Source organism: Paenibacillus sp. FW126-R14 (assembly GCF_058789495.1).
Genome location: NZ_JBYTBS010000058.1, coordinates 19,803 through 41,201, shown reverse-complemented (window position 1 = coordinate 41,201; position 21,399 = coordinate 19,803). Strand labels below are relative to the sequence as shown.

The following is a 21,399-nucleotide window of genomic DNA, read 5'->3' as shown; positions in this document are numbered from 1 at the left end:
TCAAATTAAATTACGATGTATCGTATGTAATATTTTGTTCATGTGCGTGGATATGTATCCCGGCTGATTGAACTCTATCGATTGATATTCGCCAAATGTTCACTCCTCAGATTTTTTTCGTTTGAAGAATATGTCCTGAGGTGCTTTGTCATTATTCATTTTTGCAAGTATCTTTTGCAAGGTAGAATTAATATTCAACAAAACCATGAAAACAAATCCCAACATAATAAAAGTAATTATTTCTCGGGTGAAAATAGATATGCCAGCTAAAATAATTGCATAAAGTACGTATAGCCCATTATTAAAAAACTTCAATTCAAACACGCCCTTCCTAAACAATCGGTTTGATTATTACTAACAAACACTTCTTCATTTATTGTAGGCATCTAAAAGATTGATCAATCTTTGTCTAAGCTCATCTGGATAAACATATTCCATGATCGAGTAGGGCGTTCCACCTTCCTCATAGCTCACATCTACGTTAGCACCAGCTTTAAGAAGCAATTCAAGATTCTCAGCGGTTTTATCTGTGTAGTTTCCAAACATTGGACGTAGTGCGGCTAAAAGTGGAGTATATCCAGTATCAGAGTTTGCATTTACATCAGCGCCTGCATCGATCAGCAATTTGACAAGATCTGGTCTTTGTCTAGAACTCATTAAAATTAATGGAGTTAATTTCGAATGATTAGAAAGGTTCACATTAGCTCCTGATTGTATAAGGAGGGGTACAAGATCAGGGGCAAAAGTAGCGGCATACTGTAGAGATGTATCTCCCCCTTCTTTATCTTGGTTATTAATATCGATTGGAAACTTTAAAAACTCTGCCATAATAAGTTTCACAACAGAAGAATCGTGCATAAAAGCGATTTGCATGACTTGCAAAAATAAAAGATCTCGTTGTTCTTTATTGACAGGTTTTAAAATGTTATAAATTCCAGTGCTATTCTTTTGAACCGCTTGATCATATAACGAATTTACTACCTTTTTAACCCCTTCTCTGGTCTCAATAATATGGAATTCAACTTTCTTGTATCCCGATACATCGCCATTGGTACTAACATTCCGCACATTAGACCAAGAACAAATTTTCTCAGAATCCATCACTCCCCTAATCTATTGCGAATAATTCCAGTTGATTTTTAACTTTCTTGAAGTAATAAGTTGATGTTTCTTGCTTTGTTTCATTTTTGCTATGTAAATAGATCGTTCTCACCAGAGTAACTCCGTATTCGTTTGGGCCACTCCCATTAGCATCTTGATTAAATTTAATATTCTCCGTGTTGAGAATATACTCATTTTGAAACTCAGTAATATAATTGTAACTGCTCACTAGGCGTGATTCATCACCACTTGAACTAGAAGCAAAGGTTGCAAGAAACTTAGTTTTATCGCGATTATTGATGGCCATTGTATTTTCGTTAATTATTTTAACTGCTTTATTTTGAGTAGGATCCGGATATTGTTTATCATCGATATACGTAATGTCAAGTAGTGGAACTAGAATTGAGATAGGTTCGGGCAAGGGGAGTAAGAGTGGTGTATCATCATCGGTAATCTTCTTTGGTGTATGAATTGACTTAACCTCTCTTGAAAGATCGCAACCTGTGAAAATCAGCACAACAGTCATCATTATTACAATTCTTTTCATAATTTATCACCAATTATCATCGTAATTTCGTCCATTACCATATAATCCCTATTTTATTAGACGCCGTAAATTCATTAATAGTTGCGTTTTGATCCCCAACAGCTCAAACAAAAAAAGGTAGTTTTAAACATCCTACCTTTGCGTCCTCCCTGTCTAGATATGATATTAATTTTTATCCTTTGTTGTTATTGATTCCTTGCCACAATCACCTATCATACCTCCAGATAAAACCACTTACAATATTTCAAAAACAACATTTCTTTCTGTTTATCGTCGACCATATATAGTACCTTCTCAAATGAATACTTATAAAATTCCAATAAATCTTTCTCAATGGCTTTGAGCTTATTTATTAAATCGTTTCGATTGTATTCAATATAAAATATTTTCTGCAATTCTAGCTCCGATACATCTTTTCTCATTGTGCCTGAAAAATCGTCAGACCAGACCCTTACGGAATCATTTACATACTCTAAAGAAGGATATGGATCATGACCAAGCCATACATCTTTTCTACTTAATACCGCGTCAAGCACTTCCCTCCAATTCTCAAGCCCACAACAACAGCTAGGAAGTATTACTTTATCTTTATCTTCAAAGGCTAAGCCACCTCTTATTGCAACTTCATCAAAGCTTATGAGCTCATTTAATACTTCAACAGGATCTTTATTTACCTCTACGTTGTTAAACCCGCATAATAACGTAAAAAACATAACGGCATCTTCTGGCCTAGAAAACCTTGAAAGATTAATGGTTTCTCTATATTCAACTTTTGATAACCAAGAGGGCTGCTCATAATATGGATCTTGTATTACTGCACTAACTTTTCCCATTACTTTTTACTCCTCATGGCTATCAAACCTCCACAGACATAAAAACATCTATATGATCCTCGCTATCAACTCGAAAACCAAACCGTTCATATAGTCGTTTAGCAGAGCTTCCTTGCAAGACATTTAATAATACGCGTTTTCCTTTTACCTCATCTTGCTCAAGCATTCTCTTTAACACATAACTACCGACCCCTTGACCTTGGTAATTGGGGGAAATATAAAAATGCTCCAACAAATAACCCTCTAACGTTGGTTTAAGAGCTACGCAGCCTACAAAAGAAGATTCTGATTCAATGATCCATGTGTGAACAGGATCAAATGAATTCCGCAATCGTTGACGAACCTTCTCTTCATCAAACCTTCCTAACCTCGTTAAATCATCTCGTAATACAACGGCCCGTAAATCAGCAATGGTCTCAACATCGGAACTTTGGGATTGGCGAAGGGTAATCTGTTTCATCTAAAATGACAGCTCCTTTATTCGTTATTTGCTCGCGGACTGGGCAATCATGGCGCTAATCCGTTCTATTCCCCTCGCAATATCTTCCTCGTTTACGTTGGTTGCGTTTAGCTTCACGATATTTCCCCTCTCGAAATGCAGCAAATAATTCCGCTCCAAAGACTCCAGTAGGATCGATTCTCTCTTTAGTTTTTCTATAAGACGCGTAGCGGAAACCGCTTTATCCAGCAAAATATGCGTATGAATGAACGGATTTTTCGAGCGCTCATAGAGGAAAGCCCCGCCGCTGCGGGCAGCCTCCTTCGCAAGCGCAGCATCGAGCAGCTTCGCCCTTGCTGCGTATCTGCTGCGGATTTTGGCAAGATGGCGATCGAACATGCCGCTGCGCAAATAAATTTCAAGCGCAGCCTGCGACAGCATGGAGCTGTCTATATCGTCTTGCTTCTTATACAGCTGGAACGCTTCAGCGAGCAGATCAGGGATGACCGCGATGCCGATGCGCAGGCCGGGAAAAATAATTTTGGAATAGCTTTTTAAATAAATAACATGAGACGAATCGTCATGCGTAAAGATTGGATCAGCCTTGCTGTCCTGTTCGAAATCTGCGAGGTAATCATCTTCAACGATGTATACGTCGTATTTGGCGGCAAGCCTGGCAAGTCTCTTCTTTTCTTTGTTCGTATAGGAACTCCCCAGAGGATTGTGGAAACGCGGCATCGTATAAAAAAACTTGATGTCCTCCGTACGAAAAATTTTCTCCAGCTTGTCAAAATCAATCCCCGCAAAGCGGCGTTCGATGCCGATGACGGGCACGCGACGCGTCTCCAAATATTCGATAAACAAATGGTAACCTGGCTGTTCGATCAGCACCTTCTGCTTGCCATTTGGGAAGGGCATAGCTGCAAGCAGCGACAGAGCCTGCTGAACCCCGGAGACAACAAACAGATTCCGCTCCTCGGTAAACACCTGATAGCCCATGAATTGCTTGCGGACGACATCGATCAAGGAGGCCATTCCTTTCGCTGTGCCATAAACAAACAAATCCTTCTGGTAAGTATCGATCGCTTTATTGATGCAATGCTGAAAATCCAAATACGGAAATACATCCGGATCAGGAGCAGCTGCCGCAAAGTTCAAAATAGGTGACGCTTCGCCTTGGGCGGAATTTGTCCCTTTAACTACATAATAGCCGCTCTTCGGCATCGCATATATGAGATGGCGCTTCTCCAGCTCGTCCAGCGCTTTAATAATTGTACTTTTGCTGCAGCTGTACTGCTCCGAAAGCTTGCGGATCGAAGGAAGTTTCTGACCGTCCTTATACGGCTGTTTCAGAATCAGTTCCTCCAGCTCATTCATGAGCTTCAAATACATGTACATCGGACAAGCCCCTTGCTTGCCATCTGTAACGGTACAGATGGCAGTTTTCTTTATTGTATCATGCACGGCTGGGAGATACGATATTCCTATCAGAAAAAGTCACTAGGAGGAAAAACGTTATGACACCACCACAAATCGATTCCAAGACAAAGCGATTCGCATATTCAGCGATCGTTATCTATTCCACGATCGTAGGACTCTCGTTTCTTTTCGGAAAATTAGCTTTATCGGTGGCAACGCCGCTGGATAGCCTTGCTCACCGCTTTACCGTCTCCTTTATCGCTGCGTCCATTCCTGTATGGTTTGGGTGGATGAAGCTTCACATTAAGCCGCGGGACGTGCTCGCTATTCTTCCGCTTGCCGTCTTATATCCGTCGATGTTCTTCGCTTTTCAAGCTTTTGGCTTGCGATTCACAACCTCTGCGGAGGCTGGTATTATCCACGCGACGGTGCCAATCTTCACGATGGTTGCGGCTGCTTTTTTCCTGAAGGAACGTACTACGAGGCTGCAGCAGCTTTCAACGCTTCTCTCCGTAGCGGGAGTCATCTTCATCTTTGTCATGAAAGGTACGTCGATAGATCTAACCAATATGAAAGGCACACTGCTCATTCTCTTGTCAGCCCTAGCTTTAGCCGGATATAGCGTGCTAGCAAGGAGACTTACTTCGCGCATGAATGTGATTGCCATGACTTATGTGATGACGGTGATTGGCTTCCTTGTCTTCAACTTGATGGCCGTCGGCCAGCACTTGGCAGAAGGCACGCTATCTCATTATTTTGAGCCGTTTGCTAGCCCGGTGTTTCTGTTGGCAATACTTTATTTGGGCGTACTCTCCTCGCTCATTTCCAGCTTGCTCAGCAATTACGCTTTGTCGAAGCTGGAGGCATCGAAAGTGAGCGTGTTCAATCATCTTGCAACATTGGTTTCAATTGTTGGGGGCTTCGTGTTCTTAAACGAACAGCTTGCCTACTACCACTTAATCGGCGCGGCTGTCATTATCGCAGGAGTGTTGGGCGCGAATGCGGGGACTTGGAGAGGGAGAAAGACCACGCTTCCTCCCAAAGGGTCTGTTCAAATAAATAAGAATGAATGATACACTGCTCTTGCTCAAAATTCAGATATTCAATGTATTATTATTGCGCTATCGGTTTTTCCGGCACCCATACAATACCGCTGTAAGTTGAAATATGATACCAGCTAACGCCTTGTGGGGAAATCCATTTCTCAAAAGACTGGGCATCTTGAAAAGTAAAGGTACCAGCATCATGACAAACTTCCCCAGTTAATGGAAAATAGTACGTTTTTGTTTCTGGTGTCAATTTGACCTGCTCTTTTGTTTCTGTAATTCCGTTAGGACGTTCGAGTGGCGCCCGATCTAGATTAACGACTTTCCATCCGTACGGCGTTTGGATGCGTGCCCACCCATTATTGATTTTGTCGGCAACATAGTCACCGGGCTGCAACCAATTTTGCAAAGTCGGTCCTGATTCTCCATCAATGTCAAAATAACGCGTTGCAGTCCGCAATTTGATCTTCTCATTGGAAAGGTCGAATTGTGTCAACGGTCCGTTCTCAGAAGGATATAACAATAAATTTGCTAAAGCCCATTTGAACGTTCCATCTTCCAACTGTACCTTGTACCATTGGGCACTTCCAGCTCCCGCATGGATCGTGACGCGTGAAACCAATTGACCTAATCCTGGGTTCGCTTGAACGCCATTTCCTGAGCCAACGAATGGGTAATTATAAAGTAGTTCATTCCCTTTAAATTTAATGATCATGTCACTAGGTTGCTCTACTACGTCTTCAAGAATAAACGGGTTTTCAATCCACTTCTCCCCCCATTCATCTGTAGAAATACGGTACCATATGGGTGCCTCAAACATCGCCCTACCCGTTCGTGCCCCTTTATATAAATTTTGATACTTCGCAGTTACATGGACTTTTTGCGGCTTGAGCACTTGTGGCGACTCATTCATGAAAACACCGACATTGGGATGGTCATACATGTTCATTTCATTAACGATCGTAATGTCTCTTTCCGTTTCCCAGTAGCCGCCTGCAGTGATTTTGTTGTCATCCTCAATCCATTTCTCTCCCATCCACGTTTTCACGCGAATATATTCTTTGCCGTTCTCCTTCGCCAAACAATCTCCTTGCTGATAGTTGCATGCAACTCTTAACATTTGAATACCGGAAACTGATCCTGCCACCGAATTCGGATTCTTATAGTCATCTAGCAATTTTGTCTCCGAAAGAACGACTAGCTGGCTGTTTGCCATTAAATCGATGGTTGCAAATGCTTGATGGCTAAAGGTAAAACTCAACCCGCTAATTAAAATTAACATTATGTATTTAACGTTTTTGTTCATTAGGGCTCCCTTCCACAATATTAGTCATGGATACTTATACCAACTGTTTAATGAAACATTTGCTGCATTCAAAAAAGTCTACCCGCTCCACTTGATACAAATCATAAATCTGTTCCGCTTTATTGATCGATTGATATATTTCATGGTGGATATCATTTGCTAATTTGGCATACGGCAGTTTTTCTACCGCCTTCTTCGATCGAATATTTTGTTTGCGGATTTTCAAAAATACCGTTTCGATCTGATGTTCAAGAAACAGTTCAGTAAAAAAGGATTCCTTCGCTCGTTGGTTATACCCTTTTCCAAAATAAGGAGTTCCGATCCACGTGGCCAAGAAGCCTGTTTTATTCGCAATATCATATAAATCAATGGTGCCAATCGGATGTCCCATGTCATCAAGTATTGTTCTTGAAATACACGTCTCCAGCTCTTCTTCAACGATCAACTGTTTGGTCACGAATAAATATTCTTCATAAAATTTACATTTATAACGGACGTATGGAAACACTTCAGGATCCATCATTAAGCTAAATAATGTATGGCATTCGTTCAAATCACGTTTTTTTAACATTATGTCTATTCCCACCTAGTCCTTATAGTTCGCGATATCAAACAACTATAAGTATATAAAAGGACTTGGTGGATTTTATTAATTCTACATGTTTTTTGTGTAAAAAGTCATGTGTGATTAGCCCAGCTGAATACTATTAAATGAAAGCATAATCTTAGGCAGAGCAAAGAGCTAGTACTGCTCTAAGGAGGAAAGTCAGATCATGCCGACATCTACTGGAACAAGTATGGTTTACATCATGTCCAATATGGAACAAATGAACGAAGTCATTGCTTTTTACAGAGACGTGAATGGTATGCTTACCTTTATGGGGGCCTACCCAACATATGGAAGAGGTACGGGGACAAAGAAAGTTTCACCTGCAACAGCAAACGACGGCATTGATCCCCTACTCTCACAAGGATCACTAACTTTATCCCGTGATGGTCGTTTCTTATTTGCAGTCAATGCAGGCAGCAATAGTATCAGCAGCTTCATTATTACCGACAACGGAGGACTCGTTCTCGCCGATGTGAAACCATCGGGAGGCGCACAGCCAAATAGCGTAAATGTATTCGGCAATCTACTCTATGTTTCAAATGTAGGAAATGCCGCTAATCATTTTGCATCCAATATCACTGGTTTTCACGTAGCGGACAACGGACGGCTTATGAATATTCCGGGTTCCACCCATTCTCTAAGTACGATTAACGCTCAGCCTGCACAGGTTTTATTCACTCCAGATGGCAGCAAAATCGTTGTAACTGAGTTTACTACAGACCTCCTCAGTGTTTTTCATGTTAATCCAAATGGTACTGTTGCAAGACCCATCATTAACCAATCGAATGGTACGAGACCTTTAGGCGCTTGCTTCCTGTCCTCAGGAATTCTTTTAGTTACGGAAGTAGCTTCCAGTGCGCTGTCCTCCTATTCGATAAGTGGCAACGGGCTGCTTCATGTTATTAGCGGATCTGTGCAGAACGGCCAGAAGACAGCCTGCTGGGTTGCAGTTTCGAGTAATGAACGTTATGCATATACCACCAATACCTTAAGCGGCACAATTTCCACTTACCGAATAGATGACAGAGGTTTGCTAACGGTACTCGGGTACGTTACAAGTACAGCTGTTGGCACACCTGCTGGCATACCTATAGATGCTGGTGTGAGTAAAGACGGACGCAATTTTTACACCCTTAACGGCAATCAGGGCACAGTCTCCGTATTTCAAATCAAGGATGATGGCAGTTTGATCAGATTGCAGGTTGCTGCATCGACCAGCTTTCCTTACTTGGGCTCGCAAGGTTTGGCTGTGCTTTGAAATTCAGCGATACTCTCTTGCTCCGGGTACATCTCTTCGGCACCATCCCGTGTTGATAACGAATGACCGATTGACAATAAACCGACCCCTTCAATGGTATAATATACCATAGAAGGGGTTATCTGCAAGTTCATCTATAGCCCTATCGAGTCATGCTAAAAAAAGAATACAGACTTAGGTCCAGTGACAGCTCCAACATTTGGCGAGTCCCTCTACCGAACCAAAGACAGATGATATGTTCATCTTGTTTTGTTAAATTCTATAAGAAAGCAATCTAGTTGGAAGGAGAGAAGTAAGTGAGAACTGTATTTCGCATCATGATCTATCTCATCGTTTTTGCCGTCGTCGTAGGGGGGACAGGCGCGGTCGGTTTCATCAATACGATGAATGCCGGAATGTCGGTATACGATAAAGCTCCCCCTGTATTAACGGATGTGCAGGTGCCGAAATATGACCTGAACAAACCTACCGTGGCTGTGCTGTTGGCGAACGAATCAACGGAAGTGTTCGATTTTCTCGTCCCGTACGAGATGTTTGCGATGACTGAAGCATACAATGTATACGGCGTTGCCCCCGATCGCGAAATTAAATCACTAACCGGCGGACTCGATGTCGTCCCGCATTATTCATTTGACGAAATGGATGCGATGCTTGGCAAAAGCCCGGACGTAATCGTCATTCCATTTATGCCGATTTTGGACGAGAAAAAATATGCACCTGTTCGGGAATGGATTCGTAAGCACTCGGGCGCCAGAACGACATTGATCTCCATTTGCAACGGAGCTGAAAACCTGGCGGATACCGGCTTGTTGAACGGTAAATCGGCCGCAACGCACTGGGGTGACATCAACCGACTCATTAACAAATATCCGGAAATCAAGTGGGTAAAAGATCGGCGCTACGTCCCGCAAGATAATATCGTGTCTTCTGCCGGTCTGACATCGGGCATCGATGCTGCGCTTTACGTCATCTCACAGCAGTTGGGCGAGGCGGCGGCGAAGAAAGTAGCGGAAGGGATGAACTATCCCTCTTATGATTACGTGACAAACCCGCAAATGAAGCCTTTCATTGCCGGATTGAGCGATATAACGTACATACTGAACAACGCTTATCAATGGAACAAAGTAAAAGCGGGCGTGCTGCTATATAACGGCGCCGATGAACTGGATTTGTCCGCCGCATTCGATACGTACGCCGCTTCCGGTACGACCACGACGTTGACCGTTTCCAGCACTAACAAACCAATTGTAACCAAGCACGGCTTGAATCTTGTTGCGCGTTATCAACCTACTAACGTGCCGAAGCTGGCGAAAATGATAGTCGTCGGTGCCAATGCCGAGTCTACTGCCTCGAAAGACATCAACCAATGGAAGAACAGCGGCAACAGCGCGAAATTGTTGTTCCTGCACCGAGATGCGACGAATAGATTTGCAATGGATCCCGCATTCGAGGATTTGGCCGGGCAGGAGGATATCCAGACGGCGAAATTTGCCGCTAAGCGGCTCGAGTATCGCGCTACCGAACACCTGAATCTGAAAGGTAGTTCCTTCTCGATCGAAGCATTCGGCGTACCAGTGTTGCTCGGCGTCTTATCTTTGCTTATCGCTTTATTCATCGATCGTCGCTTCATCCATAGGAAAAAAGGAGCTTCTGCTGATATTGGGCATTCTGCTCGCTAAAAGGGAAAAGGCAGCCGCTTGATGCCGGCTGCCTTCATTAATTTTGGATATATCAGTATCGTGTTGAGTACCAATCTAGCACTCGTAGGGCGCGGAGAGTGTTCCATCGGCTAGGTTCGCCTTCTACACCTTCCATGTCGAAGTGAACTCGATCGGGGTGAACGTTCTCGAGCGGCCATTTCCCATTTTGATCTTGTTTCTTCGCCACCAGACCGACCGCCTCGGAGATCCGTTCATCGGGTTCGACACCGGCGCTGCGTAAATAATCCAACCCCCTCAGCACGTCGTAATGCCACGTGGTCGGGAATGAGAACTGCGTCCAATTGGGATCGATCACCTCGCCGGATGAGAGTGACCTCAACATGCCACGCTCCATAAGATATTCTTGCGCCCGGATGCGGGCTTCAGTCACCGCAACAGCATCACCCTTAGCCTTCTCGTACTCTAATAGCCCTTCCAAAACACAAATGGTACTGTGGAAGGAAGATCGTCGACTTTGAGGAGCGTTGCAATTCCAACCTCCGTCCTCAAGCTGCTCACTGAGGAGTCGATCGACTAACCGATCGCTTGCCTCTCCGAAGTAGGCACCCACTCCTAGGATCCAACCATTGACACAGGGCTCGGTCTCGCCATCGAAGTAGGGCAGACCTCCCATTTGCTGTGGCCAGGTGATGTGATTACGCACTAGGCCAATCGATCTGCGGGTTTCCTCACCCAACGGATCCAAGCCTAAATCCTTCAAAAGCAGCAAAGTGTAGCTCGTACACAGCCAGTTCCTTGCGTCGGCAGCACCGCCCCAGTTGCCCTCGGCAGATTGCATTCCGAGGACCCGGGCACCCCAACCTTCCGAAGCAATCTTAGACCGCTCTGCGGCAACACGGTCATCGGGCTCTTCGGTTAGGTCACGCATCACCTGCCAACGGATCGCAGGGTCCCCGCCAAGCAGCCACTCAATTACTGATTTCTTTGACTTCGAGATTTCGAATTCGAGATCTTTAGTAGTCATTTACTGGTCCTCCCACCTCTTACTTTTTCTTCAGAAAATAAGGATAAATTCGGATTAAAATCTTGAACACCTCTATTACTCGAGTCCTGTTCCTTCGTCAAAGCCAAGCATAATGTTCATATTTTGAATAGCTGCTCCCGAGGCGCCTTTTCCCAAATTATCAAACCTGGAAACAAGCAATATTTCATCGTCATTACCAAATATAAATATATCCAAATTATTGGAGTTATTGCACTGCGTTAGATTAAAGTAACCGTCTTCAAGATAAGCCTCAGAGTCGTAAGGGATAACTCGTACAAAACGTTCATCTTTATAATACGAAGCAAGCAGTTCTTGAACATCTCTAGCGGTTACATTCTTTTTGAACATTTTAGGAAACAGAGGAATTGAAACCGCATCTCCCTGATAATAGTTCCCGACTATTGGCGTGAACAGCGGTGCTGAGTGTAACCCCGAATATAGCTGCATTTCCGGACGATGCTTGTGGTCAAGGTTAAGGGCATATTGTCTTGGTGCGAAGAGTTGATCTCTAGTTGAGTCCTCATATTCAGAGATAAGTTTCCTGCCTCCGCCACTATATCCTGTAAGCGAATAACAAGTCGTAGGATAATCCCTCGGGACAATTCCTTCAGCGACCAAAGGTTGCATAGCTAAAATAAACCCTGTCGCGTGACATCCCGGGACAGATACTCTGGATGAATGTTGGATTTTATTTCTTTGATTTTTATGTAATTCTGGCAGTCCGTATGTCCAATCTTGGTTGGTCCTAAACGCCGTACTTGCGTCAATAATTTTGGTCTTTTTATTGGTTACCATAGATACGGAATCCCTTGAAGCGGAATCTGGCAGACAGAGGAATACGACATCCGCTTCATTGATTAGAGTCCTACGCGCTTCGTAGTCTTTTCGCTTTTCCGACTCAATTTTGATTACTTCAATATTAGAAATTTTAGATAAGTAATCATGTATTTTTAAGCCGGTTGTACCTTCTTGACCATCCACAAATATTTTATAGGTCATTTTTCCACCTCTTACCATTAAATTTATGTATAATTATAAATATATTTGTATATATATTCAATGTATTTATGTTGTTTTCCTCCCCATTAAAAAAGACGCCCACAAGGAGCGCCTTTCTTCTTCGATCAGCTATGATCTGCTTGGGGTTGTTTGTTAGCCGGTGCAAACCAGCCAATAAGTGCAATAGCAACCAAGACGCCGTAGAAGATAAGCGTCCAACCAGTGCTATGCGGGAAATCATGATTTAAAATACCAATATCCCCATGTGCAAGGGTAATTACAGCAAGCTTCACCCCGACCCAGGCGACGATGGCATAAGCCGTTGTTTCCAAAGCGGGCCGCTGCCCAAGCAGCTTTACAAACCATGTTGCCGCGTATTTGATTAAAACTAGCCCCGCGATGCCACCGAGTACGACAACGATAAATTGTCCTCCGTCCATCCCACCAAATTCGCCAAGCGGCGAATCTGGCAGTCCAAGCGCAAGAGCTACTGCCGCAAGAATGGAATCTATCGCAAAGGCAAGATCTGCAAATGCAATCTTTCCTACCGTTGGCCAGAAGCCTTTCCCGGAAGATTCTTTTGCCGCTTCGTTGTGAGTTTCCTTTCCTTTGCTTATGCGTGCTTGTATGATGTGTTTTAATCCGAGATATAAAAGGTAAGCCGCCCCAATCGCCTGTACTTGCCAGACATTGGCGATAAATGAGATCGCGAAAAGAGCGACAAAACGGAAAGCGAAAGCCATAATAATGCCATAATTAATGGCTCTCTTCTTTTGATCCTCCGGTAAATGTTTCGCTATTACCGCCAAAACCAGCGCATTATCGGCCGATAACAAACCCTCCAATCCAATAAGAATTAATAATGTCCATGCGTACTCCAGCCAAAGTGACTCCAATTTCGCTTCCCCTCTCTTATTGAATGATTTCTGCAAAGTCCCGCATACAACGCAAGTTCGTGAAAGCCGGGATTTTTATACCATCCCCATTTTTCCAATTTTTAAAGCATTCACTACAAAATTATCGTCACTTGTGATACGGTTCATCGCAGCTAAGGTTTCGCGTTATTTGTGATAAGGTTCTCCTTATCGCTTTAAATGATGAATTATCAAAGGGCACCCAGATGGGTGCCCTTAATACGATGCATTCGTTATTCCATAAAGACAGTTGATTTCGTCAACTCTTCATACTTCAAATCCGATTCCGCCAGCCGCTTTGCACCTTCCTGCGCAATCCGCCACGCACTTGTCCCCATCAATAAATGCAGCGGTGGTTCGGCCATCTCCGTTAGCTTATATACGGCTTCCGCTATTTTGGCAGGGGCGCTTATAATGCCTATTCGCTTTTCGGGAGTGAAGGCAGTCATGTTCTGCAAGTGTGCCACAACTGGGCCAATGACCGGAACGTATGGATCGCTTATCTCTGGGATATTCATAGACGAACCTGCCCAATCCGTAGCAATACCGCCAGGCTCAACTGTAGTAACCTTGATCCCAAAAGTAGCAACTTCTTTCGCCAATACCTCCGTAAAACCGTTGACGGCAAATTTGGAACTTTGGTACGCGCCAAGACCTGCATTGCCGAAACGTCCGCCAATGGAGGAGATATTAATCATGGAACCCTGTTTTTGCTCACGCATAATCGGCAGAACGGCTTTCGTCATATACACTACTCCGAAGAAATTCGCGTCCACTTGTTCTTTAAAATCATGGATGTCTATATCCTCAATAGAAGCGACGTTGGCATATCCCGCATTATTGACGAGAACATCGATTCTGCCAAAATGCCTCCAGCCCTTTTGGACGACTGCCTGGACTTCTTCAATGTCCGTAACATCCAGCTTGAGCGTGAAAACACGATCTCCATGCTTGCTTGACAATTCCTCTAACGAGGCAAGATTGCGTGCAGTTGCAATAACATAATCCCCCTGCTGCAAAGCTCTCGATACAATTTCGCGTCCTAATCCTCGGGAACTACCGGTAACTAACCAAACTTTATTTCCCATAACATTCACCTCACATGGTTGATTGAGATGTAGTATAATTTATTCGAGTTACTCGAAGTCAACTTTATTTTAAAAGGTGGTTCATCCATGGTTTATTCCGTTAAGGATGTCTCCGAAATGTTTCAAATCTCGCCTCATACAGTGCGCTACTATACGGATCAGGAGCTGATACCTGGCGTTACACGTGATCAGAATGGCCGTAGGGTATTTGATGACGCAGCATTAGGATGGCTGAAAACCATTATTGCTTTTCGAACCGCAGGGATGTCTATTGATATGATTCGTCATTATTTGGATTTGTATAACCAGGGCGAGAAGACCATCCCTGCAAGGTACCAATTATTAGTACAGCAGCAGCAGCTCACCATGCAAAAGCTTGACGACCTCTCGCGACAGTTGGACGTTATTAACAAGAAAGTCCAGTCTTACAACGGTTGGATTCACCGCCATTGACGCACACCTTTATCGCAGATCGCTCAAAATCCAGGGTCCTTTAATGACAATTTGCGGTTCCCCGATAGTAAAGGTAATTTCCTTTTGTCCAGGCTTGACACTCAGCCACTCGGATTCCACTGCCCACGTTTTCTCGTTCAATTTAGAGCTGTAGGACATACCGATGCCATCCTTCTTGAAAAGCCGGTAATTTTGCAGCGTTCTCTGCTGGTTAGTATCGAAATGAGTATCCACTTCAATACGCATGCTATCAGCATTTACGCGCTCCACTCGGGTGAAATCTACTGGGAATCCGGCAAGTTGGCTTGTTACATGAATCTCTTTCGTTCCTTCTTCGGGCACCGGCAGGGTAACTTGAACATGCCCAGCTCCAGGATCCACGATCCGAATTGCAGGAATGGCAAGCTGGTAATGATCCGCTCCGTTCGGATTGTCAAACAGCAATTCACGCGGCTTGACGAATCCGGTGTCCTTCTCTATCGGCACTAGACCACCTTCATCGTCCGTCAGTTGAAGCTGCAGACCTTCTGCAATCGCATCTTTGCCATAGGAATCAACCGTCTGCCGTCCAGGCAATTGAGTGAGCAGATTTACTTTGCGGCTGCTTTCGTCCAGAGGGGTCACAATGGAAGTGATTCGAATGCCGTTCTGGATGTCGCTCGAGCCGAAGCCGGCAAGATCGTCGGCTGTCTTCGCCTTCGTCAAATGCAGCTGACTAATGGTTGTATCGCCAAATTTCAATGCAGCGTCTTCAAGTCCATCAAACGGAATCTTGCCTTCAAAATAATACCCGGCCTGCCAAATACCGCTGCCTCCCCATGACGCATTGCTCTGCTTAAAGGCAAACTGCCCTTGCTTCGTCACCAGAATGATATTCTTGACGGCCACTGCAGCTGCATTATTGCCACTCAAAGAGAGTTGTCCGCCTGACCCCTGAATAAGCACTCCCTCTAATGTGATCTCACCGTTCTCTCCAGTCAGCCCCACCGGCTTAGGCAGCACATAAGCCGTCTCTTCGGGAGCCTCGCTCTGCTGCACGAAGCCGAAACCCGGGATGAATTGCAACACTTTCTTCAATTCGGCTCTTACGTCTGGCGAGAAGGAGATGAAAGTTGTACTCAGGATAACAGCGGCGCAGGCGGCAGCCAGCCATTTCCGGCGGGAGACCTTCTTGTAAGGAGTTTCCTCAACGATCTCCAATCGATCGAATGTCCGGCTCTTGATTCGCTGCCATGCGGCTTCTTCCACTCGCTCATCCTCAGATGGATCGATTTCCTCCATGCCATGTAATTCCTTAGGCTCCAGCCGGTCCATCCATGCGAAAATTGGTTTATCTTCATTTTGAGCCATTCGTTTACTCCAACCTCCCTTCGCCAAGTTTCGCCTTGAACATTTTGCGCAGCCTGTACAGGCGGTTTTCCACCGCTTTGCCGGTCAGGCTCAGGCCTTTTGAAATTTGTTCCACCGATTCATAGTAAAAATAGCGCCGGTAAAAGATCGTCCGGTCCGGTTCCGGCAGATCATTTACCAAAGCGATCATTTCTGCGGAGGCTTCCTTCGTAATCACCTCGTCTTCAACGCTCGCGCCATCCGCCACTCGGTCCTCGAACGGCCCTGCTCCAGGCCGTCTCAACAGTTTCCGGCGCGCATCGAGCGCGGAATATTTGGCAAGGATCAGGAGCCAGGTCCGAAAGGAACCTTTTGCCGCATCATACTCGTCGATACGCCTCCAAGCCGCCAGGAAGACGTCGCTTACACATTCCTCCACATCTTCAGTCTGGCCCGCTCCCGCTATAATTCGGTTGACGAGGCCATAAACCCCGTTTCCGTATCTGTCCATCAATCCTTCAAGTGCTGACGGCAGGCGGCGGCGCAAGGCATTCGCCAGGTGCTGATCGTCCTCGTTCATGACCTCTCCCTTTCCAATCATGATATGCTTCCTAAGTATAACTACGTTGCCGGAATCTGAAACCCCTCAAAATCATAAAGAACCGTTCATTTCCCCGAAAACAAAAAAAGACCGGACACCAAATCCGATCTTTTCGTTCTATTCTGCTAAAATCTGCCCGACTTAAAAATCGACAACAGCAGCCAGATCATCATCAAAGAAGCAACCACGAATCCAACCTCGATGGTTGGCATGTTAAGCATGAAAGAGGGCCTCCGGCCAACAATGGAAGAACCGATAATGAGGCCCATCATAATCAAACTGAAGGAAAGAAGCACGATGCTAAACGTGATCCGGTTGCCGATGCGATCCAATTTGCGCAGGAAATCATCCGCTTCAGGAACGCTGACGTCCAGATGCATCTTCCCCTTTTTGATGAGCGAAATGAGCTCTCGGGACTGTCTTGGCAAATTCACCAGCATGTGCCCGTATTCCGTTATATCCTTGAAAATGCTCGCAGTCAGATTTTTCGGGCGGAATCGTTCCGTCATCAATTGAAGACCGAAAGGTTCCGCTAATTTTACGATGCTGATAGTGGGGTCCAGCTTTACGACAACCCCTTCAATCGTGACCAACGTTTTCCCTAAAAGAATGAAATCCGCCGGAACGCGAATATGATACTTGTACGCCACCTCGAACAAATCATTGACGATTCCTCCTAAGCTTACCTGACTGAGCGGGACACCGTAATACTGCTCCCTAAGCCCCTCAATGTCATAGTGCAGCTCCGCCATATCGATATCCTCGTCAATAAACCCGATCCGGTAGATCGCCTTAATTACCCCGTCGGTGTTCTGGCGCATAAGCGCAATGATCAGCGAGGAAAAATGATGCTTCATCTCCACGGTAAGCCGGCCCACCATGCCAAAATCAAGAAAAGCGATCACTTCGCCCGGCAGAATGAGAATGTTCCCAGGATGAGGATCCGCATGGAACAGTCCATCCACGAAGATCTGATGAAACAACGCCTGAATGAGACGCTTGGCAATACGGGCTCGGTCATACCCTAAGGTCAGGAGGTGATCCTCTTGATATAACCGGACCCCTTCGATATACTGCATCGTAATGACTTTCCTTGAGCTGTACTCGCTATAAATCTGAGGCACATAAATATGGTCTACATCCTTGAATTGTGCGGCTATTTTCACCGCGTTCCTCGCCTCTTTGGTATAGTCCAGCTCATTTAAGAGCGACCGGCTGAATTCTGCAATAATTAGCTCCACCTGAAGACGCCGCGCCCAAGCAAAGCGACGTTCGGCCAGCGCAGCCAAATCCGCTAAAATTTCCAAATCCGTTCGGATCGATTCGGCGGCTTGGGGACGTTGGATTTTGACAGCCACATGCTCTCCTGTGCGCAGTACGCCACGGTGTACTTGCCCAATAGACGCCGCTGCAAGCGAATCCACCTCTAAGCGCTCAAAGACGGCATCGATGCTTTGTCCAAGTTCCGACTCGATTGTGTCCTGCACCTGATTGTAAGGGAAAGACTTTACTTGATCTTGGAGTTTTTTCAACTCCTTCACAATATCATCCGAAAGCAGATCAGAACGGGTACTCGCGATCTGTCCGAGCTTAATGAAGGTAGGGCCGAGCTCTTCAACGACGTTCTTGATACGCAACCCCAGCGTCTTGCGATCCACATCGTCCTCCACGCGAAATCTTCTAAGCGGGATTCGCAGACGTTGCAGCAGATCCGACTCCTCCACCAGGAAACCGAAACCGTGACGAACCAGAGCGACTACAATATCCCGGTAACGATGCAACTGCCGTATCCTTCTCCTCATGATCGGCTAAGCCTGCGATTTCTGTTCCATTTGGTCAATGCGCAGCTTTAACCGTTTGATATCATCCTCCGTCGCGACGTGCAGCTCATCCAGCAGCTTTTGAAGCTGAGCGCGGACGATCCGCTTAAGATCTTCCTGCTGCTCCTCGCCCCTCTGAATCAATTTGGAAACTAATTCCTTCGATTCGCTAGGAGCCACTTCTCCCTTTGCCACCAACTCATTCACAAAGCCTTCCAGCTTTTCTTTGGTGGCAACCGTGATTCCCAAGCCAAGCGAGAATGCGTTCTTGATCCAATCATTCATCTTGCCCACTCCTCTACATATCAACATTAGGCTATATGATTTCCAACAGCTTCCATTGATATGTATGCGGAGCGGACAAGACATCTAAAAGCCGAGCGGTTTATTTAATTATTGTCCCACCCGAAGAGCTTCCAGCGGCAGAATCCCCATTATCAAAAAAGGATGTGTCTAAAATTCTCGCATAAATATACGGGTTTAAATTATGGCTTTGCACATGAAGTTTGATTTTTTCGAGGCCCTCTACATTAAAAATAAGACGTTTAACATCGTCATCTGGACTAACGCTGTGCGTTTCCAAGACAGTTGAAGCTGCATTTCCCGCAGTATCTCCCGCATTATAGAGCGAAAATTCCACATCATACTCACCTGGACTTATAACAGCCGCATCCAGGACCAGCCGCTTGTATTTACGGTCAAGAGTGAAATAGGCGTCCCCATATTGGTCAATTTTTAAAACCTCTTGGTACTGTTTATCTTTTACATTCGTTTCTTTAGGGTCTTTGGTCGGAATCGCGTAGATGTTGTCAATATCCATCGGCATTGCAAAAATCGGCGTCTTATCACCCGGTTTGCCTCCAATGTAAATCTTTTGATTAGCAGCATCGTAATCGATCGGTACTTTTAACGCTTCAGCCAGAGCGCGGACAGGCAAATAGTTGTTCCCATTGTAAAAAATCGCTGTCAGCGGTTTTCCGTCCTCGTCTTTGGGCTGCCACAGCTCTCCTTTCAATACAAACGATACGCCCCTGTTGAAAAACGCGTTGATCCCCTCCAAATTAGCTGCCGCATAAGCGGAACCGAACGAGCTAACAAACATGGCGGCAACAAAAAGCATGATTCTGACCGCTTTCGATTTCTTCACTATCATTTTCAATGAATGACACCCTTCCTTCTCATTTTTTGACTTTCAACATACGAACGATGGCCGAGGCGGCTTCCGCGCGGGTGGACAGCGCCTGAGGTGCGAATTTGTTGTCCGGAAGCCCACCGACAATGATAATGCCGGTTTCTGCTGCCTTGGAAACAGACGGATTTGCCCACGGCGGAATGTCGGCTGCATCGGCAAGGCCGGATGGCCTCGCATTGTCCGCATTGAGGCCGGAGGCCCGAATGACCATCGCAATCATTTCCGCATGTGAAATATTCGCGTTCGGCCGGAACGTAAGGTCATCATACCCTTCTATGATTTTGAGTTTGACGGCCTTTGACACAAATTCTCGCGCCCATGATCCTATTTGATCCGCATCCGCAAAGCTCAACGCAGCGTCATCCGCCGCTGCTTGCGATTGCAGAGCTTTCATCAGCATGGTCGCAAACTCTGCGCGAGTGACATTCGCATCAGGTTTGAACGTACCGTCCGGATAACCAGACACGAAACCGAGAGCCACCGCCTCCATGATCTCCGCGTTTGCCTTATGACCCGCGATATCTTTAAGGATGGCAGGTTCCGGTGTTTGCGTTAGCGAAGTGACATTGACATCACAACTATCGCTTAGACTCTCGCTTTCCGTTTTCACCATAATTTTCGCTATCCCCGGCGATTTGGCCGTTATATTGCCATCGTTGTCCACTACGGCAATTTGAGGATTATTGCTGCTCCATACGATTTTCTGATTTCCAGCGTTAGTGGCTGCTGCCGTTAATTTTTCCGTTTGTCCCGGCTTTAGCTCAATGGAATGTTTATTCAGTGTCAGGCTGGCAAAAGCAATTTTGTCAAAGTCGATGATGTTCAGTTTGAACTTACTAATGATTTTGGAATTCGGATCGATTTCCGTCTTGTCCGGAACGATAATGTCCGGTATGTTCGGGGAAATCTTTACTTTATCCACGATACTTATGGGAACTTTGGTTTTGACAAGCTTGTAAAATACGGAAGGCTGAAGTTCTTCGGGCAAATCATATTTGTCAATGACCATAGACAGCGAGTAATTATAAATCGTGCTTTTCAATTTGTCCGTCTGATTGTCCATATAGCTAAGAGGACCTCTGTGATCCATCGTGTTGTTTACGTAAAATGTTTTGGTTCCATCCGGACCATAACGTGTGATCCGGTAAGACGATTCCATGTTGGAGTTGTCATTCCATGTCAGTTCAACCGTTCCGTCATCCTTAGGAGTCACGTTGAAATCCGACGGATCTGCAGGCTGTAAAATTTTATAAGGCCCACTGCGCATTTCCGAATGAGTGTTTGATCCAAATATTGGAATATAGACCATGTCGAGACGTATAACAGCTGATGTTAGCTCCGGATCAATAGGCAGTCTGAAACACGTATCATCCTTACAATGATTCATCGGATGCCAAATTCCGCCATTATTAACGGAGTATTCAAAAGACGGGATGGAAACGGTCCCTAATCCGCGATCATCCTCATATAAAACGCCATACTCTTTTCCAGCAATTAAATAGGATGTGCCACCATTAAAAACCATAAACCGCAGAAGTTTGGCCGCTTCCAGTTCCTTCATAGGCCACATCGTGTACAGCAGCATGAAGGCAAAAATAAAAATCATTGACTTTCTTACAGCACTCCTCCCGAATCGAACATTCTTCCTCACAAACTTTCACCCTTCCGTGCTTAATATCAATAAAATTCTCTTTTAAGATGATATTAAAGCAGTCAGCGTTTCATGAGCGTTTCAAAT

At 45.1% G+C, this 21,399-nt stretch carries 21 protein-coding genes; 4 read left to right on the top strand and 17 right to left on the bottom strand.

Going from position 1 to position 21,399, the window contains the following annotated elements; all coding sequences use genetic code 11:
- Positions 1 to 369: 369 nt before the first annotated feature.
- The 5 genes from AC3WRW_RS27225 to AC3WRW_RS27205 form a co-directional block, all read right to left on the bottom strand.
- Entirely contained in the window at positions 370 to 1,101 is a 732-nt protein-coding gene (locus AC3WRW_RS27225; protein ID WP_492549364.1) for an ankyrin repeat domain-containing protein, read from the bottom strand.
- 7 nt (positions 1,102 to 1,108) lie between these two features.
- Complete coding sequence (locus tag AC3WRW_RS27220; RefSeq protein ID WP_492549363.1) at positions 1,109 to 1,648, bottom strand: hypothetical protein; 540 nt, start codon at positions 1,646 to 1,648, stop codon at positions 1,109 to 1,111.
- Positions 1,649 to 1,860: 212 nt separating this feature from the next.
- On the bottom strand, positions 1,861 to 2,481 hold the full coding sequence (locus AC3WRW_RS27215) for a hypothetical protein (RefSeq protein WP_492549362.1): 621 nt from the start codon (positions 2,479 to 2,481) through the stop codon (positions 1,861 to 1,863).
- 22 nt (positions 2,482 to 2,503) lie between these two features.
- Positions 2,504 to 2,941, bottom strand: a complete 438-nt coding sequence (locus AC3WRW_RS27210; RefSeq protein ID WP_492549361.1) for a GNAT family N-acetyltransferase — start codon at positions 2,939 to 2,941, stop codon at positions 2,504 to 2,506.
- Between the two features lie 24 nt (positions 2,942 to 2,965).
- Complete coding sequence (locus AC3WRW_RS27205; RefSeq protein ID WP_492549360.1) at positions 2,966 to 4,318, bottom strand: aminotransferase-like domain-containing protein; 1,353 nt, start codon at positions 4,316 to 4,318, stop codon at positions 2,966 to 2,968.
- 119 nt (positions 4,319 to 4,437) lie between these two features.
- On the opposite strand from AC3WRW_RS27205, the gene AC3WRW_RS27200 reads away from it, so the two are divergent.
- Positions 4,438 to 5,412, top strand: a complete 975-nt coding sequence (locus tag AC3WRW_RS27200) for a DMT family transporter (RefSeq protein ID WP_492549359.1) — start codon at positions 4,438 to 4,440, stop codon at positions 5,410 to 5,412.
- A gap of 40 nt (positions 5,413 to 5,452) precedes the next feature.
- Here the strand turns inward: AC3WRW_RS27200 and AC3WRW_RS27195 are convergent, their stop codons facing one another.
- Both AC3WRW_RS27195 and AC3WRW_RS27190 read right to left on the bottom strand, forming a co-directional pair.
- Positions 5,453 to 6,691: a hypothetical protein gene (locus AC3WRW_RS27195; protein ID WP_492549358.1), complete on the bottom strand. Its 1,239-nt coding sequence runs from the start codon at positions 6,689 to 6,691 to the stop codon at positions 5,453 to 5,455.
- Positions 6,692 to 6,725: 34 nt separating this feature from the next.
- Complete coding sequence (locus AC3WRW_RS27190; protein WP_492549357.1) at positions 6,726 to 7,262, bottom strand: GNAT family N-acetyltransferase; 537 nt, start codon at positions 7,260 to 7,262, stop codon at positions 6,726 to 6,728.
- A gap of 202 nt (positions 7,263 to 7,464) precedes the next feature.
- On the opposite strand from AC3WRW_RS27190, the gene AC3WRW_RS27185 reads away from it, so the two are divergent.
- Positions 7,465 to 8,559 (top strand): lactonase family protein, encoded by a 1,095-nt coding sequence (locus AC3WRW_RS27185; RefSeq protein ID WP_492549356.1) that lies wholly within the window; start codon positions 7,465 to 7,467, stop codon positions 8,557 to 8,559.
- 296 nt (positions 8,560 to 8,855) lie between these two features.
- Positions 8,856 to 10,238 (top strand): DJ-1/PfpI family protein, encoded by a 1,383-nt coding sequence (locus AC3WRW_RS27180; RefSeq protein ID WP_492549355.1) that lies wholly within the window; start codon positions 8,856 to 8,858, stop codon positions 10,236 to 10,238.
- A 52-nt stretch (positions 10,239 to 10,290) separates the two neighbouring features.
- Here AC3WRW_RS27180 and AC3WRW_RS27175 read toward each other — a convergent pair whose 3' ends face one another.
- The 4 genes from AC3WRW_RS27175 to AC3WRW_RS27160 all read right to left on the bottom strand — a co-directional run bounded on the left by AC3WRW_RS27175 (position 10,291) and on the right by AC3WRW_RS27160 (position 14,266).
- Positions 10,291 to 11,244, bottom strand: a complete 954-nt coding sequence (locus AC3WRW_RS27175; RefSeq protein ID WP_492549354.1) for a prenyltransferase/squalene oxidase repeat-containing protein — start codon at positions 11,242 to 11,244, stop codon at positions 10,291 to 10,293.
- A 75-nt stretch (positions 11,245 to 11,319) separates the two neighbouring features.
- Positions 11,320 to 12,264: an N-acetyl-gamma-glutamyl-phosphate reductase gene (gene argC / locus AC3WRW_RS27170; protein ID WP_492549353.1), complete on the bottom strand. Its 945-nt coding sequence runs from the start codon at positions 12,262 to 12,264 to the stop codon at positions 11,320 to 11,322.
- A gap of 125 nt (positions 12,265 to 12,389) precedes the next feature.
- Complete coding sequence (locus AC3WRW_RS27165) at positions 12,390 to 13,160, bottom strand: TerC family protein (RefSeq protein ID WP_492549352.1); 771 nt, start codon at positions 13,158 to 13,160, stop codon at positions 12,390 to 12,392.
- 251 nt (positions 13,161 to 13,411) lie between these two features.
- Entirely contained in the window at positions 13,412 to 14,266 is an 855-nt protein-coding gene (locus tag AC3WRW_RS27160) for an SDR family NAD(P)-dependent oxidoreductase (protein ID WP_492549351.1), read from the bottom strand.
- Positions 14,267 to 14,353: 87 nt separating this feature from the next.
- Here AC3WRW_RS27160 and AC3WRW_RS27155 point away from each other — a divergent pair, with 87 nt between their 5' ends.
- Complete coding sequence (locus tag AC3WRW_RS27155) at positions 14,354 to 14,719, top strand: MerR family transcriptional regulator (RefSeq protein WP_492549350.1); 366 nt, start codon at positions 14,354 to 14,356, stop codon at positions 14,717 to 14,719.
- A 9-nt stretch (positions 14,720 to 14,728) separates the two neighbouring features.
- Here AC3WRW_RS27155 and AC3WRW_RS27150 read toward each other — a convergent pair whose 3' ends face one another.
- The 6 genes from AC3WRW_RS27150 to AC3WRW_RS27125 all read right to left on the bottom strand — a co-directional run bounded on the left by AC3WRW_RS27150 (position 14,729) and on the right by AC3WRW_RS27125 (position 21,267).
- Positions 14,729 to 16,069 carry a hypothetical protein gene (locus AC3WRW_RS27150; RefSeq protein ID WP_492549349.1) on the bottom strand — a complete coding sequence of 447 codons (1,341 nt, stop codon included), beginning with the start codon at positions 16,067 to 16,069 and terminating at the stop codon, positions 14,729 to 14,731.
- A gap of 4 nt (positions 16,070 to 16,073) precedes the next feature.
- Entirely contained in the window at positions 16,074 to 16,628 is a 555-nt protein-coding gene (locus AC3WRW_RS27145; protein WP_492549348.1) for a sigma-70 family RNA polymerase sigma factor, read from the bottom strand.
- A 146-nt stretch (positions 16,629 to 16,774) separates the two neighbouring features.
- A complete protein-coding gene (locus AC3WRW_RS27140) occupies positions 16,775 to 18,451 on the bottom strand; it encodes an ABC1 kinase family protein (RefSeq protein ID WP_492549347.1) in 1,677 nt (558 codons plus the stop codon).
- 6 nt (positions 18,452 to 18,457) lie between these two features.
- Positions 18,458 to 18,754 (bottom strand): phasin family protein, encoded by a 297-nt coding sequence (locus AC3WRW_RS27135; protein ID WP_492549346.1) that lies wholly within the window; start codon positions 18,752 to 18,754, stop codon positions 18,458 to 18,460.
- Between the two features lie 100 nt (positions 18,755 to 18,854).
- A complete protein-coding gene (locus AC3WRW_RS27130) occupies positions 18,855 to 19,616 on the bottom strand; it encodes a hypothetical protein (RefSeq protein ID WP_492549345.1) in 762 nt (253 codons plus the stop codon).
- Between the two features lie 31 nt (positions 19,617 to 19,647).
- The gene (locus AC3WRW_RS27125; RefSeq protein ID WP_492549344.1) at positions 19,648 to 21,267 is read right to left on the bottom strand and encodes an S-layer homology domain-containing protein; all 1,620 of its coding nucleotides are present in this window, start codon (positions 21,265 to 21,267) and stop codon (positions 19,648 to 19,650) included.
- Positions 21,268 to 21,399 lie beyond the last annotated feature (132 nt).

Excerpts from the sequence above, each read along its gene's own strand:
- AC3WRW_RS27225 (WP_492549364.1), bottom strand. The coding sequence starts at position 1,101 with ATGGATTCTGAGAAAATTTGTTCTTGGTCTAATGTGCGGAATGTTAGT.
- AC3WRW_RS27210 (WP_492549361.1), bottom strand. The coding sequence starts at position 2,941 with ATGAAACAGATTACCCTTCGCCAATCCCAAAGTTCCGATGTTGAGACC.
- AC3WRW_RS27200 (WP_492549359.1), top strand. The coding sequence starts at position 4,438 with ATGACACCACCACAAATCGATTCCAAGACAAAGCGATTCGCATATTCA.
- AC3WRW_RS27220 (WP_492549363.1), bottom strand. The coding sequence starts at position 1,648 with ATGAAAAGAATTGTAATAATGATGACTGTTGTGCTGATTTTCACAGGT.
- AC3WRW_RS27145 (WP_492549348.1), bottom strand. The coding sequence starts at position 16,628 with ATGAACGAGGACGATCAGCACCTGGCGAATGCCTTGCGCCGCCGCCTG.
- argC (WP_492549353.1), bottom strand. The coding sequence starts at position 12,264 with ATGACCTATAAAATATTTGTGGATGGTCAAGAAGGTACAACCGGCTTA.
- AC3WRW_RS27175 (WP_492549354.1), bottom strand. The coding sequence starts at position 11,244 with ATGACTACTAAAGATCTCGAATTCGAAATCTCGAAGTCAAAGAAATCA.
- AC3WRW_RS27190 (WP_492549357.1), bottom strand. The coding sequence starts at position 7,262 with ATGTTAAAAAAACGTGATTTGAACGAATGCCATACATTATTTAGCTTA.
- AC3WRW_RS27135 (WP_492549346.1), bottom strand. The coding sequence starts at position 18,754 with ATGAATGATTGGATCAAGAACGCATTCTCGCTTGGCTTGGGAATCACG.
- AC3WRW_RS27215 (WP_492549362.1), bottom strand. The coding sequence starts at position 2,481 with ATGGGAAAAGTTAGTGCAGTAATACAAGATCCATATTATGAGCAGCCC.
- AC3WRW_RS27185 (WP_492549356.1), top strand. The coding sequence starts at position 7,465 with ATGCCGACATCTACTGGAACAAGTATGGTTTACATCATGTCCAATATG.
- AC3WRW_RS27195 (WP_492549358.1), bottom strand. The coding sequence starts at position 6,691 with ATGAACAAAAACGTTAAATACATAATGTTAATTTTAATTAGCGGGTTG.
- AC3WRW_RS27150 (WP_492549349.1), bottom strand. The coding sequence starts at position 16,069 with ATGGCTCAAAATGAAGATAAACCAATTTTCGCATGGATGGACCGGCTG.
- AC3WRW_RS27160 (WP_492549351.1), bottom strand. The coding sequence starts at position 14,266 with ATGGGAAATAAAGTTTGGTTAGTTACCGGTAGTTCCCGAGGATTAGGA.
- AC3WRW_RS27125 (WP_492549344.1), bottom strand. The coding sequence starts at position 21,267 with ATGATTTTTATTTTTGCCTTCATGCTGCTGTACACGATGTGGCCTATG.
- AC3WRW_RS27140 (WP_492549347.1), bottom strand. The coding sequence starts at position 18,451 with ATGAGGAGAAGGATACGGCAGTTGCATCGTTACCGGGATATTGTAGTC.
- AC3WRW_RS27205 (WP_492549360.1), bottom strand. The coding sequence starts at position 4,318 with ATGTACATGTATTTGAAGCTCATGAATGAGCTGGAGGAACTGATTCTG.
- AC3WRW_RS27155 (WP_492549350.1), top strand. The coding sequence starts at position 14,354 with ATGGTTTATTCCGTTAAGGATGTCTCCGAAATGTTTCAAATCTCGCCT.